The organism is Paenibacillus kyungheensis, from assembly GCF_028606985.1.
GTDB lineage: Bacteria > Bacillota > Bacilli > Paenibacillales > Paenibacillaceae > Saccharibacillus > Saccharibacillus kyungheensis.
This window is the reverse complement of the sequence record NZ_CP117416.1, coordinates 3,336,215-3,352,809: the sequence shown is the minus strand read 5'-3', so window position 1 is coordinate 3,352,809 and position 16,595 is coordinate 3,336,215. Positions and strand designations below refer to the sequence as shown.

The window sequence follows — 16,595 nt, the reverse complement described above, 5'->3', positions numbered from 1 at the left end:
ATGATAAAATATAGGGATTGTAATCATTTACAACCCTGATGTAATGCGATATTACGGTGTCTCTATACAGCATAGTAGCATCTTGTTTGAAGTATCGTAAATGCTTATTTTTTCCATATGTAAGTACATTAATAAGCAAGTCCACTCTTCGTAAAGTCACATAAAACACAAATGTTCAGCAAAATAGTCCATTCTGCTATAATATGCACAATGGTTATACTGACTATACACTTCAAGTGAATGAACGGAGGACAACAGATGTATTTACATGGAACAAGTCAAATAAATGATCAAGGTCATCTTGTGATCGGTGGTTGTGATACCGTTCAGTTAAAAAAACAATATGGTACACCTTTATATATTATGGATGAACATTTAATTCGTAGTCGTTGTCAGGAATATATGCAAGCTTTTGAAGCATCAGGATTAACTTTTCAAGTAGCTTATGCTAGCAAAGCTTTTTGTACGATGGCGATGTGCCGGATTGTAGAAGAAGAAGGATTGTCGATGGATGTGGTATCTGAGGGTGAATTATACACAGCGATGCAAGCTGGATTCCCTGTAGAACGGATACATTTTCATGGTAATAACAAAACACCTGATGAATTAGAGATGGCTTTAGATGCAGGAATTGGTTGCTTTGTAGTCGATAACTTTGTCGAACTGCAAGTATTAAATGCGATAGCCGCTTCCAAAAATCTGATTCCTAATATTTTGTTACGTGTAACGCCAGGGGTAGAAGCACATACCCATGAATATATTTCAACCGGTCAAGAAGATTCCAAATTTGGATTCGATGTAGGCAATGGAACAGCTTATCAAGCCGTTAAAGAAGCTCATCAATTGCAAAATGTCAAATTGCTTGGTATTCATTCTCATATCGGTTCACAGATTTTTGAAGTGGATGGTTTTCAAGTAGCTGTAGAGCGTGTTGCGGCTTTTGCGCTTGAAGTGCAGCAACAAGAAGGCATTTCATTTACGGTGATTAATCTGGGTGGAGGATTTGGTATTCGGTATACAGCCGAAGATACGCCATTACAAGTAGCTGATTATGTAGAAGCGATCACGACAGCGGTGAAAGAACACTTTGCCAAATTAGAAGGAACATTACCGCAAATCTGGGTAGAACCCGGTCGCAGTATTGTAGGCGATGCCGGAACGACATTATACACAGTAGGCTCGAACAAAGATATTCCTAATGTACGTAAATATGTATCAGTAGATGGCGGTATGACAGATAATCCGCGTCTCGCTCTATATGAAGCGAAATACGAAGCAGTGATTGCCAATCGAGCAACAGATGAAGAGACAGAACTGGTATCCGTAGCTGGTAAATGTTGCGAAAGTGGCGATATGTTGATCTGGGATATTGAACTTGCTTCTCCGGTAGCTGGCGATCTATTAGCTATAGCGTGCACAGGTGCATACAATTATTCAATGGCAAGCAATTACAATCGAATTCGTCGCCCGGCAGTGGTATTAGTCAAAGACGGCAAAAGTGATGTGATTGTAGAGCGGGAAACACTTGCAGATATTACAGGCAATGACGTTATTCCTGCACGCCTAAGCAAAGCTACGATTACCGCTTCATAAATAAATAGAATCACTATAGCAACGATAGTATATAAAAAAATGCTGTCATTATCTCTATATGAACTGGAATTTTGAGTGTATTGCTCACCATATAAAACGATAAACAAGTGAACATGCCTTTGCGCAGAATTCATTTTCATAGTAAACTAAATAGGATGCTGTCCTACAGAACTAATTCTTGCTTAATCGTACTAGAGTGAAGTAGAGGCAAGCATCCTAATTTCTGTTTTTAATTGAGAGGAGATTTATTATATTATGTCTAAACAAGCGAACATCAAACTTGCAAACGGCGGCGAAGTAGTAATCGACCTGTTTGAACAAGATGCACCGAATACGGTTGCTAACTTTGAAAAATTAGCAAACGAAGGTTTCTACAATGGATTAACATTCCACCGTGTTATCCCTGGTTTTGTAGCACAAGGCGGATGCCCTAACGGTACAGGTACTGGTGGCCCAGGTTACACAATCAACTGCGAAATCAACCCGAACAAACACGAGCGCGGTTCTTTGGCTATGGCTCATGCAGGACGCAACACAGGCGGAAGCCAGTTCTACATCTGCTACCAACCACAACCACACTTGGATGGACAACATACAGTGTTCGGTAAAGTAGTAAAAGGTTTGGAATATGTTGATGCTCTTAAAGGTAGCGACAAAATGGAAACTGTTGCAGTTGTAGAAGCGTAAGCTTTTTTCCAACAGCAATAAGGGTCTGCATTTATAATGCAGGCTCTTTTTTTACTAAAAATCTGCTAAAGGAGTGTAAACCAATGTCAGGAACATTATTCACCCATGGCAAATTTGCATTTAGCTCTCATCTTCCCGCAGAAGCAGATGCAGTTTACATAGAAAATGGAATCATCTCTGCAATCGGTACGACGCAAGAATTATCGCTACAATTATCAGGCAAAGATTACCGTCAAGTGGACTGGGATGGCGCTTATGTATTGCCCGGCTTAGTCGATTCGCATATGCATTTATCTATGCATGGAATGAAATTATCTATGCTCGATTTCTCAGACGTGACCTCCAAAGAAGATATGATTCAGTTGATCCGTCAGCGTGCAGAAGTAATGCCTGTAGGGGAATGGATTGTTGGATTGAACTGGAATGAGAATAATTTTGATCCACCGATTCCGCCACTACGAACAGAGTTAGATGAGATTACGACAAATCATCCTATTTATCTGACCCGTACCTGTTTTCATGCTTTTTTAGGTAATAGTGTAGCCTTTGCCAAAGCAGGAGTGACCTCATCTTCACCTGATCCTGAAGCAGGTTCGTTTGGAAGGGATGAAGCTGGAGAGTTGAACGGATGGATTTATGAAGAAGCTTCAGCAGCTTTTACCGCAGTACAGCCAGAACCAGATTATACTACCAAAAAAGAAGCGATTCGGCGCGCTTGTCAGGATGCACTTCGATTAGGATTAACCGCATCCCATACCGAAGATTTACGATTTTTGGGCAGTATAGAGACTATGCTACAGATTTATCGTGAATTGCATGCAGAAGGACTACCATTCCGCACCCATCAATTGATTTTTTATACTCATTTACAAGAAGCCCAAGCATTGGGATTACGGGCAGGTGACGGAGATGAATGGTTACGTATTGGTGCAGCCAAATTGTTCTCTGACGGAGCGATTGGAGGGCGTACAGCGCTATTACAACAACCGTATAGTGATGCACCTCATACACGCGGAATGGCGATTCATACGACGGCACAGTTAAATGAAATTACATCCTATGCCCGTTCGCTAGGCTATCCGATTGCTGTACATGCCATTGGTGATGGTGCGGCAGATCTTACATTATCAACGATGGAAGCTCATCCGTTGCAAGGTATTTCACACTTGCCCGATCGATTTATCCATGCGCAGGTATTGGATCAACAACTGCTTGAGCGAATGACGCAATTACCACTTATTGCAGATATCCAGCCTCGATTTGTTGCCAGTGATTTTCCCTGGGTGATGGAGCGTGTAGGTGCAGAACGTACTGATTATTTGTACGCCTGGAAAAAGTTAATAGATGCTGGTGTGATCTGTGCAGGTGGAAGCGATGCACCTATTGAACCGCTTGACCCGATGCTCGGTATCCATGCCGCAGTTACCCGTCGTAGACCTTATGTTACAGAGCCAGCCGAAGGATATTTCCCACAGGAGCGACTTAGTATTGCTGAAGCGATTCATTTGTTTACAGTAGGGAGTGCACAAGCAGCAGGCGAAGAACAAGAACGTGGTAGTATTCACGTTGGCAAAGCGGCTGATTTTACAGTAATTGATCGAGATATTACTACCGATTCCGAATCTCTGTTGCAGACGGCTGTGCGTATGACAGTGGTGAATGGACAGATTGCTTATCAAGCGTAAACGGTTAGGAGATATCTACTAAATACACAGAGGCAGATATTTCACAACCCTAATAACCCTTCTTTTACAACTGTAGCAGAGGGTTATTAGGGGTTTTTTTGCGTTCTATTTATGTATAGATTATATGGTCATGTAGAAAGTCTAAAAACTGTTGTTGCATCTTACCAAGTGGGATAATCTTTTTGAGAATCTGAAAGCGCCACGATTGTCCGTTACTTTGAAATGACCATGTTGAAGCCAGTGAAATTCCTTGATTATAATGATGCTCTTGTAGATCAGCAATCGGTAATTCAACGGTATGGATCACTTTGGAAGAAAAGAAGTTAAGAAATAAAACGATAAGTTTCTCATCATTAAGTAGCAATACAGCTTTACTGGAATACGCTGAAAAGTGTTGAGGTGTAGCATAACAGATCTGCATATTCATTTCTTGATAAGGTGCAGTCAATTTGCGGATTAGTTTTTTGTTGATTAAAAACATAATAATCACCTTTCGATTAGTATAATGGTAAGGATATTAGACGAAAAACAATCTATCATTTTAAAAAATAAAACGCGAATTTATTATACAACAATAGAGGTAGCAGAATCATGAAAGCACTTGTAGATAAAATAAATAATGATGATATCACAGCATGTAGCGTATAGAAAAAGTTAGGTTTCTTGATTTTTGCGTGTGTGGATGATATGATTTCAGCATCACAGTGAAATAGTGATAATAACTTCATAATTTATCCTTCGGGGCGGGGCGAAATTCCCCACCGGCGGTGTTGAGATCAAGATAATATGTGATCTCTAAGTCCGTGACCCGGCTATGTGTAATAACCATAGACGGTGGATCTGGTGAGAATCCGGAGCCGACAGTATAGTCTGGATGGGAGAGGGATACAGAGGTCGCTTGCACAGCGATTTCTGAATTAAGGTGCACTTATTTGAGTGTATAGTTTACTATTTTGATGAAGCAAGATACCTGAGCATCTTTAGGTTTCTTTGGCATCTAAATAGATTCTATATGTAGCACATATGTAAAAATTGGATCAGTGGATCAAACTGAAGCCAGTAGTACGTATACAGTCTTTGCGCTGTAGATATACAGACATATGCGCACTCTATAAGAGGTACATTAGATTCTTACTCCTATACATTATTATGTTAAGCCCTGTAAACATTCGGATACTCTTCCGGTTTACAGGGCTTTTTGCTTGTCATTATATCGGTATACACTTTATAATTTAGTTATTAAATTATGAATAGTAACTAAATATGATGATACTACGATCAAACTCGTAACAGCACTTTGATCAAGCACAAAGCATGCAGTTATGAATTTTTTATGGTGTCAAAGGAGCCCTGAATAATGAACGTAATCAATGATGAATTTTACATGACCCTAGCACTGGACTTGGCAGAAAAAGCTCAAGGGCAGACAGATATTAACCCTGTGGTCGGTTGTGTGGTTGTGAAAGACGGCAGAATCGTAGGAATGGGTGCACATTTACAGCGAGGAACCGGACATGCTGAAGTACATGCACTTAATATGGCAGGAGATCAAGCAGAAGGCGCTACAGCATATGTGACGTTAGAACCATGCAGTCATTATGGCAAAACGCCACCTTGTAGTGATCGTCTGATCAAAGAAAAAGTAAAACGAGTCGTTGTTGCTGCTGTAGATCCGAATCCACAGGTAGCAGGTTCTGGAATCGAACGACTGCGTAATCATGGAATCGAAGTGGTGACCGGTGTATTGGCGAAGCGCTCGGCACGACTTAACGAAACGTTTAACAAATATATTACAACAGGGCTCCCTTTTGTGACGCTCAAAACAGCCAGTACGTTAGATGGTCGTCTAGCGTCTCGTACCGGTGATAGCAAATGGATCTCCAATAGCGATGCTCGTGCGATTGTTCATACGATGCGTCATCGTCATCAAGGTATTATGGTGGGAATCGGCACAGTATTAGCCGATGATCCTGAGCTGACGACACGTACAGAAGTGACTGGCGTTCAGCCTACCCGTATTGTGATTGACTCACAACTACGTATTCCAGATACCGCCAAGTTATTAAATACAGACGTAGCGCCTACGATTATTGTCACTACTTATCAAGCGGATCGGGATCGTATCCATGAACTGCAAGAACGTGGTATCACCGTTATCATCTGTGGTAGCGGGCCGTATGTAGATCTTCCTTTTGCGATGAAAAAGCTTGGCGAACTTGAGATTTCTTCGATTTTGTTAGAAGGTGGCGGTACCTTAAATGGTTCGATGCTTGAAGCAGGACTAATCGATCGAGTTACTTTATTTTTCGCTCCTAAGATTATTGGCGGTACGTTATCAACATTCGCTTTTGATGGATTTGAAAAAATGAATCAAGCTGTAACACTAGATGAGATCGAAATAGAGACGTTAGATGACAATATTTATATCAGTGGATTACCACGTTATCATCATCTCTAATATTCAAATAGCAGACCATCTTGGTAGAAAGGAGGATGTCTATGTTTACCGGACTAATCGAAGAAATAGGTACACTCCGACAAAATGGACGGCGCGGTGAAACGATGGTTCTTGGTATTCAAGCATCACGTATTATGGACGGACTTCAGATTGGAGATAGTGTCTCATGCAACGGGGTATGCTTAACGGTTACCACGATAGCAGATTCTCTATTTACTGTAGATGTCATGCCAGAAACGTATCGTTCTTCTAGTCTTAAACAGTTAAAAACAGGCAGCCCTATTAATCTAGAGCGAGCAATGATAGCGAATGGACGCTTCGGAGGGCATATCGTACAAGGTCATGTGGATGGCACAGCACATATTGAACAAATACAAAGCAACCAGAATGCTGTTATTTTCCAGATTGCTCCGACCGATCATGATTTATTTCGTTATATTATTCCGAAAGGGTCTATCACTGTCGATGGCATCAGCTTGACGGTTGTATCGGTAACAACGACTTCATTCACAATCTCTATCATTCCACATACACTCAAAGAAACTGTACTTGCTTATCGAAAAGCAGGCGATATGGTCAATATTGAATGCGATGTGCTTGGTAAGTATGTGGAGCATTTACTACAATACCAATCGAATACAGCGAATGATGCCACCAGTCAGAAAAAGCCATCAATCACAAGCCGATTTTTGCAAGAAAATGGATATATGTAAGCGCTTGGAAGTAAAAGCGCGACAAGGTTTAATAAAGGATGATTTTTGCAAAGCAAAATATCTTACAGTAAGCGCTTGGCACCATAAGCGCGACAAGATTCAATAAAAAAATGATTTTTGCAAAGCAAAATATCTTACAGTAAGCGCTTGGCACCATAAGCGCGACAAGGTTTCAATAAAAAAATGATTTTTGCAAAGCAAAATATCTTACAATAAGCGCTTGGTACTATAAGCGCGACATGGTTCAAGAGGGAGGTTATATCGATGAATCACAAATCTACAAACTTAGATGCGATAGAAGCAGCAGTAGCTGATCTTAAACAGGGCAAAGTGATTATCGTAGTCGATGATGAAGATCGGGAAAATGAAGGCGACTTTATCGCTTTGGCAGATCGTGCTACCCCTGAAGTGATCAACTTTATGGTCACAGAAGGTCGAGGCTTGGTATGTGCTCCGATCACAAGTGGACGTGCTGCCGAGTTAGAACTGATTCCGATGGTAGCACAAAATACTGATTATCATGGCACAGCTTTTACGGTATCCGTCGATCATATTAGCACTTCTACAGGTATCTCTGCACAAGAGCGATCTATGACAGTAATAGGTCTGACCGATCCAGAAGCTACACCAGCCCATTTTCGCCGTCCGGGTCATATGTTTCCATTGATTGCAAGTGAAGGCGGTGTACGGCAACGTCCCGGGCATACAGAAGCAGCGATTGATTTGGCACGCTTATGTGATGCTCCACCTGCTGGTGTGATCTGTGAAATTATGAATACAGACGGCACGATGGCGCGTTTACCGGAGCTTGAAGCAATCGCCAAGCAACACCATCTTCAATTGATCAGCATTCAAGCTTTAATAGCTTATTTGGAGCAGACGTCTCCAACTGTGAATACCCACTCAAACTAATCTACCGAAAAGAGGATGAACACTATGGCTAATATTTTTGAAGGACATTTAATCGCGCAGGATCTTAAATTTGGTATCGTTGTTGGACGTTTTAATGAGTTTATTACCACCAAATTGTTAGGTGGAGCACTTGATGCACTCAAGCGTCATGGTACTGCTGAAAATGATATTGATGTGGCATGGGTTCCAGGAGCTTTTGAAATTCCTTTAGTTGCGCAAAAAATGGCTGAAAGCGGAAAGTATGATGCAGTGATCACATTAGGTACAGTAATCCGCGGATCTACAACTCATTATGATTATGTATGTAATGAAGTAGCTAAAGGCGTATCTGCGATTAATTTGAAAACAGGCGTACCTGTTATTTTCGGTATTGTAACGACTGAAAGTATTGAACAAGCGATTGAACGCGCAGGAACCAAAGCAGGTAATAAAGGTTGGGATTCAGCTAACGCAGCGATCGAAATGGCGAATTTAACTAAAATGATGAAATAATAGATCAAGTCTATCTTTGAGCAATAAGCACGTACGCTTGAATGTAGTTTGATATGGTATATGTTTTAGTTCATTTGGTAATCATTCATCTTGTACAATAAAAGATTGTTTTGATGTTATTGATGTCGTGTTTACTGCAAATGTATATATTATATCTACAATATTTATCGTATGATAATAAAATAATAAGCGAAAAAAAGGGCAGAAACAGGGATTGCCCTTTTTTTGCTGAATATATACTGTGAAAAGTGCGCGATTAAGATACAATAAGAGATGAGAATCTATTGATTAAGAGGAGTGGTCCAGTGACGACTGTACTGTACAAACTGGAAACGTTTGAAGGGCCGCTCGATTTGTTGCTTCATTTAATTGATGAATCTGAAATTAATATCCAGGATATTCCGATCAGCAAAATTACAGATCAATATCTGGAATATCTTCATAGCATGAAAGAATTGGAACTTGAAGTGACCAGTGAATTTCTAGTGATGGCAGCGACATTATTGTCGATCAAAAGCAAATTGCTATTGCCACGTCCGCCTGTGATGGAGATGGATGATTTTGATTATTATGAGGAAGACGATCTGGACCCGCGTGCAGAGTTAGTACGCAAGCTGGTGGAATACCGCAAGTACAAAGGAATTGCTGTGCATTTGCGAGAAATGGAAACCGAGCGTAGCCTGATTTTTACAAAAGAGCCGGAAGACTTGACCCCTTTTATGCCGAAAGACGATGTGAATCCAGTGGAAGGTCTGCATACGATAGATTTGATGGAGGCTTTTCGTAAAGCTCTTCGTAAAGTCGTACGCCGTACACAGGTGACCCGGATTCAGCGTGATGAGATTTCGGTGAAGGATCGGATACGTGAAGTGTCTACCCGGTTTCAAGGGTTAGGAAAAGGAGAAAGCTTGTTGTTTTCCAAACTGCTACACCAGGAAATGTATCGTCATGAGATCGTGGTGACTTTTTTGGCTGTGCTGGAATTAATGAAAATGAAGCAAATTTCCTGCTACCAAAGCCGGCTTTTTGACGATATCGTGATGGAGTGGAGAGGTGAAATAAGTAACAATGAAGTCCCAGAAATTGAAGTCGATTATTGAAGGTATGTTATTTCTGGCTGGAGAAGAAGGATTGAATGCGAAGCAGATTTCAGAAGTGACCGATCAACCGGTACAAACGGTACAGATCGCTATCGAAGAACTGCAAGCTGATCTGAAAAAAGCAAGACGGGGGATTCAGGTGGTTAATATCGCAGGTGGCTATCAGTTATCTACGATACGTGCACATGCTGAATATTATGAACGATTGGCATACTCCCCTTCCCGTTCTTCTTTATCTCAAGCTGCGCTTGAAACATTATCGATTGTAGCGTATCGCCAGCCGATTACACGAATTGAGATTGAAGAGATTCGTGGTGTCAAATCCGAGCGTGCAATTTACACATTAGTCAATAAAGATTTGATTCAAGAAACTGGACGGGCTGAAGCAATAGGACGCCCTATTTTATACGGTACGACCAAATCATTTTTAGATTATTTCGGACTTGGCAATATTCGTGAACTTCCCGATGCGTCTGCTTTTGAAAATGCGGAAGATCTCGAAGGGGAAACACAGCTATTGTTCGAACGTTTGGAAGAACAGGTTCATAGTGAAGATATAGAAGCGTTAGAAGAATTGGGTGAAGAGCTCACAGAAATAGCAGAAGATATTGTATCTGATCAGGGATTAGGTGCAGAAGAACGTTCTACTTCTGATCAGACTATCGCTACACCGTCGGACTCTTCCAAAAATACACCACTAGATTAACCTGAGCTATCCAGCACACAAGTAATCTGAATAGAATCTTAGATAAGATGATATAGTCCAAAAAAAGCCAAAATGATTGGGAATTGATCCGACAATCATTTTGGCTTTTTGCGTATCTTTTTACTGTTAATTATACAGTTATTTTCGATAAGTATTACTTTTTCAACAGCAAGTAAAGAAAATACGGTGCTCCGATCAAAGCGACTACGATTCCCGCAGGCATTCCATCAGGATCAGCAAGGTTACGACCGATTGTATCTGCAAGCAACAATAACCAACCACCGATCAAAATCGATACAGGTACAAATAGTTGATGTCGTGGGCCTACTAATGCCCTCGCGATATGAGGAGCCATCAGCCCGATAAAAGCAATACCGCCTGTAACAGATACCGCAGAAGCGGCAAGAGCGACAGCAGCTAACATAAGCAAAATGCGATCTTTTTGAATCGGTACACCTGCACCAATCGCTGTTCCTTCATTGAGTGCTAATAGATTCAATGAACGGGATTTGTACAATACAAATGGAACCAGCACAATCAACCACGGTAACAGTGCGATCACAAATGGCCAATCTGTTCCCCACACATTGCCAGCTAACCATCTTGAAATAAAATCGACTTTTACTCGATCTACCGAAGAGATCAACACAATCATACAACCGGATAATGCTAATGAAAATCCGACTCCTGTGATAATGAATTTCATCGGTTGCATACCTTCAGTACGACTATAGGAAAAGAGGTAAATCAATACAGCGGTAATCAATGCTCCTGCAAAAGCAACGACAGGCAATATGTAGACAAATGTTCCAACTTCAAGTGGAGCAAATAAGAAAAATACAGTTACACCCAGACCTGCACCTGCATTAATACCGACAATCCCGGGATCAGCTAATTCATTGCGAGTAACACCTTGCAACACAGAACCCGCCAAAGCAAGCGCCATTCCTGCTAGCAATGTCACTAACATACGAGGCAATCGAATCGAGAACAGTACAAAGTCATCTACAAATGTACCGTTCCCCAGCAATGTAGGAATCAGTCGGTCAAACGATACAGAAGAAGCACCAACACTGAGTGCAATCACCATTGTAATTAAAATAATAATGGTCAATATACCAAGAATCATTTTTTGCTGACGGGCAGGTTGTAGTTGCTTCATCATAATGAACGCACTCCTTTCCGCACAATCAGTAGAAAGAAAGGCAGTCCAATAATAGCGATAATAGCTGCAATTGGTGTCTCAAAAGGAGCATTGATCATGCGTGCTAACGTATCTGCGAATACCATAAAGGTAGCGCCAGCAATCGCAGATAGTGGCAAAATCGTACGATAATCAGTACCTGCAATCATACGTACAAGATGAGGAATCATCAGCCCGATAAATGCCAGATTTCCAACCAATGCTACTGATGCTCCTGCAAGTAATGTAATTAGTACAAATAAAATCATTTTGATCTGATGTGTTTGCAGACCCAATCCTACAGCAGTGCTTTCATTTAAGCTAAGAATGGTTAATTGACGTGAACAGAGAATAGCGATCACAATACAGATTACGATAACAGGGGTAATACTTTGAATCTGTCCCCATGTAGTACCGATCAATCCGCCAGATGTCCACATCGTTACATTTTTAGAAATTTTAAATTGTAGACTGATTCCTTCAGCGACAGCCGATAACAAAGCCGAAACGGCTGCTCCTGCCAGCACCATACGCAATGGCGACATATTCCGTTTACGCAGTGCGGTCAATCCAAAAACAAGTAACATGCCTACAGCAGCCCCGATAAAACAAGCGATCATAATACCGAAGTAACCAACGCTTGGTAGAAAAACGAGAGCGACAGCCAGTGCAGCATTTGCACCAGAACTTAATCCGAGTAAACCGGGATCGGCTAAAGGATTACGCGTAAGACCTTGCATAATAGCCCCGGCAACAGCCAGCGCAGCTCCTACCAGCACGCCGCCAATCTCACGCGGCAGACGCAATTCACGAATAATCGAAATATCGCCACCTGTGATTTGCGGATGAAATATCGCATTCCAGATATCAGATAATGAAATATTTTTAGCACCGACCATAATAGCGATTACAAATACAACAACAAATAGCAACAACATCAATATTAACTTGATCAGAAAAGCTTGAAAATGTTTGGTAGTCATAGCATTTTTCATTATACGGATCGTTTCCTTCTCTGTATTTAGAAAAGAAGGAACGCTAGGCGCTCCTTCTTTTCATTTGTCATTTACATTTAAGATTTACCTAGCAACGATTTGGTAATAAAGTCAAGCTGATAATCAAGTGATGCTGCATCATTAAAGTAGAATCCACGTGCATCTACTTCAAATACACGCTTGTTTTTAACAGCCGGAATATTTTTGTACGTATCTGTATCCTGGAACGAAGCATCTACGCTAGGATCTTTACTATAGAAAACATAATCTCCTAAATATTCAGGCAATACTTCAAGCGATAGATCATAATATCCTTTTTTCGAAGTCATTTCTTTTACTTTTTCAGGCATTTTCAGACCCATCGCTTGATAAATGATTTCTGTACCCCGCCCCCAAGCGCTACCGAACACATACAGCTGCTTAGAATCGCCTTCCATAACAGTTACAGTAGCATCATCACCGATTTTAGCTTTGATTTCAGCACCTGCTTTTTGTGCACGTTCTTTAAAGTCAGCAATCCACGCAGCGCCTTTGTCTGCTTGATTTACCGCTTTAGCGATTTCTTCAATCTGTGTTAAATAATCGACTTTGTTATAAGTATAAGTAACAACTGGAGCGAGTTTTTTTAATTTTTCTATGTTTTTAGTATCGCTTGCCGCAATAATTAGATCTGGTTTGAGTTCGATTATTTTTTCTAAATTATCATCAGATACTTCAGCGACATCTTTTAATTGCTCTGCAAAGTTAGGATCAGCTTTGGTCCATGAATCTACACCAACTAGAGGAACACCAAGAGCAATTAAGTTACCTGCATAACCTGCTAGAGCGATTACACGTTGTGGATTAGCAGGAACTTCTACAGGGCCTGTCTCGGATTGATAAGTGATAGTACCAGTAGTAGCTGGAGCAGAAGTGCCTGTTTCTGTAGAACTTGCTTTATCGGTAGTGGCCGTATTACCAGACTGATTGCCACATGCGCTTAATACCAACACAATCACCATCATTAATGGTAACAACATTTTTTTCATACGTAAATTCCCCTTTAATATAGAATGAAATTGATAATCATTATCATACAACGACTCTCAAACTTTAAAACGATGTGATTTTTTTGTCAATATTTATTTTAAAAATGTAATCAAAATCATGCAGAAAGAGGGTAAGTTTGAAAGCAAAATAGATACCAAAATATTCAATTGATAAGTCAGTCTTAAAAACAGTAAAACCGTGTAATCGATTGCAAATTGTCGTATTCAGTCATGTAATCTAGTAACATAGACGTTAGAGCGTAGTAGTCGATTTGCTTCTTAAATGCAGTCGTAGTAAGGTGTACTCATAACCTAATATTGGAAGGATGAATTTGTCTTATGACTAATTTGCAAGCGCTACAATTTCGTCAATCGTTAAAGCAATGGACTTTCAAAGCTGTCGATGAATCAGAATGGTTACCGGCTACTGTGCCAGGAACAGTGCATACTGACTTATTAGATAATGGTAAAATTTCGAATCCTTTTTATGGTACGAATGAAAAAGACGTACAATGGATTGATAAAAAAGATTGGGAGTACATAACAACGATTGATGTAGAAGCACCTGTGCTCAATCATTCGCATATTGAACTTGTATTTGCTGGTCTGGATACCTATGCAGATGTATATGTTAATGAACAGCATGTACTATCAGCAGATAATATGTTCCGCACATGGCGTGCAGATGTAAAGCCCTATGTAAAATTAGGCGCTAACGATATTCGTATTCATTTCCGCTCTCCTATTATGGAAGACTTACCGAAGCTAAAAGCATTAGGTTACGGATTACCTGCGAGCAATGATCAATCTGAAGTTGGTGAGCTAGGAGATCAAAGAGTGAGTATATTTGCTCGTAAAGCTCCTTATCATTATGGCTGGGATTGGGGTCCACGTTTTGTAACTAGTGGTATCTGGCGTGAAGCTGAATTAGTCGCATGGTCAGACGTACGTATCGAAAATGTATATATTCGTCAAAATCAAGTGCATGTAGAATCTGCTGATCTTACAGCTGTTGTCCAAATTTATTCAGAACAAGAACGTCAGGTGAACTTGCGTGTATATACGGATGGACAGAATTGGGAACAGACAGTGACATTAGCGGAAGGTACAGATGCTGTACAGATTCCACTTTTACTGGATAATCCTAAATTATGGTGGTCAAGAGGTCTAGGAGACGCTCATCTGTATACGTTTACAGTAGAGGTGTTAGAGCAGAATCAGACACTGGCTGTGAAATCAGAACGGACAGGTATTCGCTCCATCCGTCTGGTGACTGAACCTCATCCAGATTATCCGGGCACTTCGTTTTATTTTGAACTGAATGGTGTACCTGTCTTTGCTAAAGGGGCGAACCATATTCCGAATGACAGCTTCTCACCACGAGTGACATTAGAGCGTTATCGTCATGAGATTGTAACCGCTATAGAATCCAATATGAATATGCTTCGTGTGTGGGGTGGCGGTATTTATGAAAATGATGAATTCTATGACCTCTGTGACGAATACGGTATTCTGGTATGGCAGGATTTTATGTTTGCTTGCAGTATGTATCCAGGTGATGAAGAGTTTTTAGATAGTGTTCAAGCCGAAGCCGAAGATAATATTCGCCGACTACGTAATCATCCAAGTATTGTACTCTGGTGTGGTAATAATGAGATCGATTCTGCGTGGTCTCAATATGTAGAAGATGGTGGTTGGGGTTGGAAAAAAGACTACAATACAGAACAGCGTGCACAGATCTGGGCTGATTATGAGTCATTATTCCATGAGTTATTACCAGAAGTAGTGCGAGTAGAGCATCCGGGTATCTCATACTGGCCGTCATCGCCAATCGTTGCAGTGACAAATAATGAAAAACAACATACACATGGCATAACAGATTCTGGAGATATCCACTATTGGGGTGTATGGCATAACAGTGAGCCATTTGAACGCTACAATACGTATATCGGTCGATTTATGAGTGAGTATGGGTTCCAATCGTTTCCAGAGTACAAATCGGTTCGTACGTATGCTGAAGAATCCGATTTGGAATTAGAATCTGAAGTCATGCTTCGTCATCAGAAAAATGGAGCAGGCAATCGATTGATCAAAGAATACATGGATAAATATTTACCAGCACCTAAAGATTTTCCTTCGTTTCTGTATATGAGTCAGGTTCTACAAGCTGAAGCGATGAAAACTGCCATCGAAGCTCATCGTCGCCGTAAACCGTATTGTATGGGAACATTATACTGGCAAATGAATGATTGCTGGCCTGTCGCATCATGGTCAAGTATGGATTACTATGGTCGCTGGAAAGCTGTTCAATATTATGCTAAACGTAGCTTTGAAGATATTTTATTATCGATTGATAATTCAGCTTCAGGTACAGTCAATATTCATCTTGTCTCTGATCTGATTGCACCCAAATCATTAACAGTTCGTGTCAAAGTACTTGGAATAGACGGTACATTGTACAAAGAAATGCCGCAATCTCTTACCCTTGCAGGCGGAGAAGCGATTCAATTACTATCTTTGACGACAGAACAGTTACTTGGAGACGTCAATCCAGCAGAAGCGATTCTGGTAGCAGAATTAGAGCACGAAAATCAACTACTTCATACAGAGATTGCTTATTTTGTATCTGCAACCGAGTTACCTTTACAACAACCGAATATTCAAATCGCAGAAACAGAAGTCGATGGCGTTATTGCTTATGAATTGACCACAGATGTGTTGGCACGTCAGGTATGGTTAAATACAGCAAGCGAAGGCATATTTAGCGATAACTTCTTTGATCTGATTCCTGGAGTGACCAAAACAATTCAATTCAAGCAATTACAGACACTAGAAGATGTGCACCATGCTAACGAAATGCAGTCTGAATCCAATATTGTACAACCATCGGTATCTCATTCACCACAATTTGTACCTGCGAAGCCAGAAGATTTGCAAGTTCAATCGATGGCAGATTTTATCCATATTTCGTAAGATTTGATCTAGATTGATGAAATAGTCAGTTGTGCTTCTCTATATATTCTTTCAAAATCACATGAAACTC

At 40.6% G+C, this 16,595-nt stretch carries 14 protein-coding genes and 1 riboswitch; of the genes, 10 read left to right on the top strand and 4 right to left on the bottom strand.

What is annotated here, in order from left to right:
• Positions 1-258: 258 nt before the first annotated feature.
• The 3 genes from lysA (at position 259) to PQ456_RS14315 (ending at position 3,965) form a co-directional block, all read left to right on the top strand.
• The gene (lysA, locus tag PQ456_RS14325; protein ID WP_273612901.1) at positions 259-1,593 is read left to right on the top strand and encodes a diaminopimelate decarboxylase; all 1,335 of its coding nucleotides are present in this window, start codon (positions 259-261) and stop codon (positions 1,591-1,593) included.
• A 255-nt stretch (positions 1,594-1,848) separates the two neighbouring features.
• Positions 1,849-2,280: a peptidylprolyl isomerase gene (locus PQ456_RS14320; protein ID WP_204823474.1), complete on the top strand. Its 432-nt coding sequence runs from the start codon at positions 1,849-1,851 to the stop codon at positions 2,278-2,280.
• 83 nt (positions 2,281-2,363) lie between these two features.
• Positions 2,364-3,965: an amidohydrolase gene (locus tag PQ456_RS14315; RefSeq protein ID WP_273612900.1), complete on the top strand. Its 1,602-nt coding sequence runs from the start codon at positions 2,364-2,366 to the stop codon at positions 3,963-3,965.
• Positions 3,966-4,074: 109 nt separating this feature from the next.
• On the opposite strand, the gene PQ456_RS14310 is transcribed toward PQ456_RS14315, so the two are convergent.
• Positions 4,075-4,446: a hypothetical protein gene (locus tag PQ456_RS14310; RefSeq protein WP_273612899.1), complete on the bottom strand. Its 372-nt coding sequence runs from the start codon at positions 4,444-4,446 to the stop codon at positions 4,075-4,077.
• A gap of 249 nt (positions 4,447-4,695) precedes the next feature.
• A riboswitch (FMN riboswitch) is annotated at positions 4,696-4,855 on the top strand.
• 467 nt (positions 4,856-5,322) lie between these two features.
• On the opposite strand from PQ456_RS14310, the gene ribD reads away from it, so the two are divergent.
• The 6 genes from ribD (at position 5,323) to scpB (ending at position 10,346) form a co-directional block, all read left to right on the top strand.
• A complete protein-coding gene (gene ribD, locus PQ456_RS14305) occupies positions 5,323-6,423 on the top strand; it encodes a bifunctional diaminohydroxyphosphoribosylaminopyrimidine deaminase/5-amino-6-(5-phosphoribosylamino)uracil reductase RibD (RefSeq protein ID WP_273612898.1) in 1,101 nt (366 codons plus the stop codon).
• A gap of 41 nt (positions 6,424-6,464) precedes the next feature.
• On the top strand, positions 6,465-7,136 hold the full coding sequence (gene ribE / locus PQ456_RS14300) for a riboflavin synthase (RefSeq protein ID WP_273612897.1): 672 nt from the start codon (positions 6,465-6,467) through the stop codon (positions 7,134-7,136).
• Positions 7,137-7,400: 264 nt separating this feature from the next.
• Entirely contained in the window at positions 7,401-8,048 is a 648-nt protein-coding gene (gene ribB, locus PQ456_RS14295; RefSeq protein ID WP_273612896.1) for a 3,4-dihydroxy-2-butanone-4-phosphate synthase, read from the top strand.
• A gap of 24 nt (positions 8,049-8,072) precedes the next feature.
• Entirely contained in the window at positions 8,073-8,540 is a 468-nt protein-coding gene (gene ribH / locus PQ456_RS14290) for a 6,7-dimethyl-8-ribityllumazine synthase (protein ID WP_137220647.1), read from the top strand.
• 305 nt (positions 8,541-8,845) lie between these two features.
• A complete protein-coding gene (locus PQ456_RS14285; RefSeq protein ID WP_204823481.1) occupies positions 8,846-9,640 on the top strand; it encodes a segregation and condensation protein A in 795 nt (264 codons plus the stop codon).
• Entirely contained in the window at positions 9,609-10,346 is a 738-nt protein-coding gene (gene scpB / locus PQ456_RS14280; protein ID WP_273612895.1) for an SMC-Scp complex subunit ScpB, read from the top strand. The genes PQ456_RS14285 and scpB overlap by 32 nt, the downstream gene beginning before the upstream one ends.
• A gap of 154 nt (positions 10,347-10,500) precedes the next feature.
• Here scpB and PQ456_RS14275 read toward each other — a convergent pair whose 3' ends face one another.
• The 3 genes from PQ456_RS14275 to PQ456_RS14265 all read right to left on the bottom strand — a co-directional run bounded on the left by PQ456_RS14275 (position 10,501) and on the right by PQ456_RS14265 (position 13,552).
• Entirely contained in the window at positions 10,501-11,508 is a 1,008-nt protein-coding gene (locus tag PQ456_RS14275; protein ID WP_273616326.1) for a FecCD family ABC transporter permease, read from the bottom strand.
• Positions 11,508-12,524: a FecCD family ABC transporter permease gene (locus PQ456_RS14270; RefSeq protein ID WP_273612894.1), complete on the bottom strand. Its 1,017-nt coding sequence runs from the start codon at positions 12,522-12,524 to the stop codon at positions 11,508-11,510. The genes PQ456_RS14275 and PQ456_RS14270 overlap by 1 nt, the downstream gene beginning before the upstream one ends.
• 77 nt (positions 12,525-12,601) lie before the next feature.
• Positions 12,602-13,552, bottom strand: a complete 951-nt coding sequence (locus PQ456_RS14265) for an iron-hydroxamate ABC transporter substrate-binding protein (RefSeq protein WP_273612893.1) — start codon at positions 13,550-13,552, stop codon at positions 12,602-12,604.
• Between the two features lie 339 nt (positions 13,553-13,891).
• Here PQ456_RS14265 and PQ456_RS14260 point away from each other — a divergent pair, with 339 nt between their 5' ends.
• Entirely contained in the window at positions 13,892-16,525 is a 2,634-nt protein-coding gene (locus PQ456_RS14260) for a beta-mannosidase (protein WP_273612892.1), read from the top strand.
• The last annotated feature ends 70 nt before the right edge of the window (positions 16,526-16,595 follow it).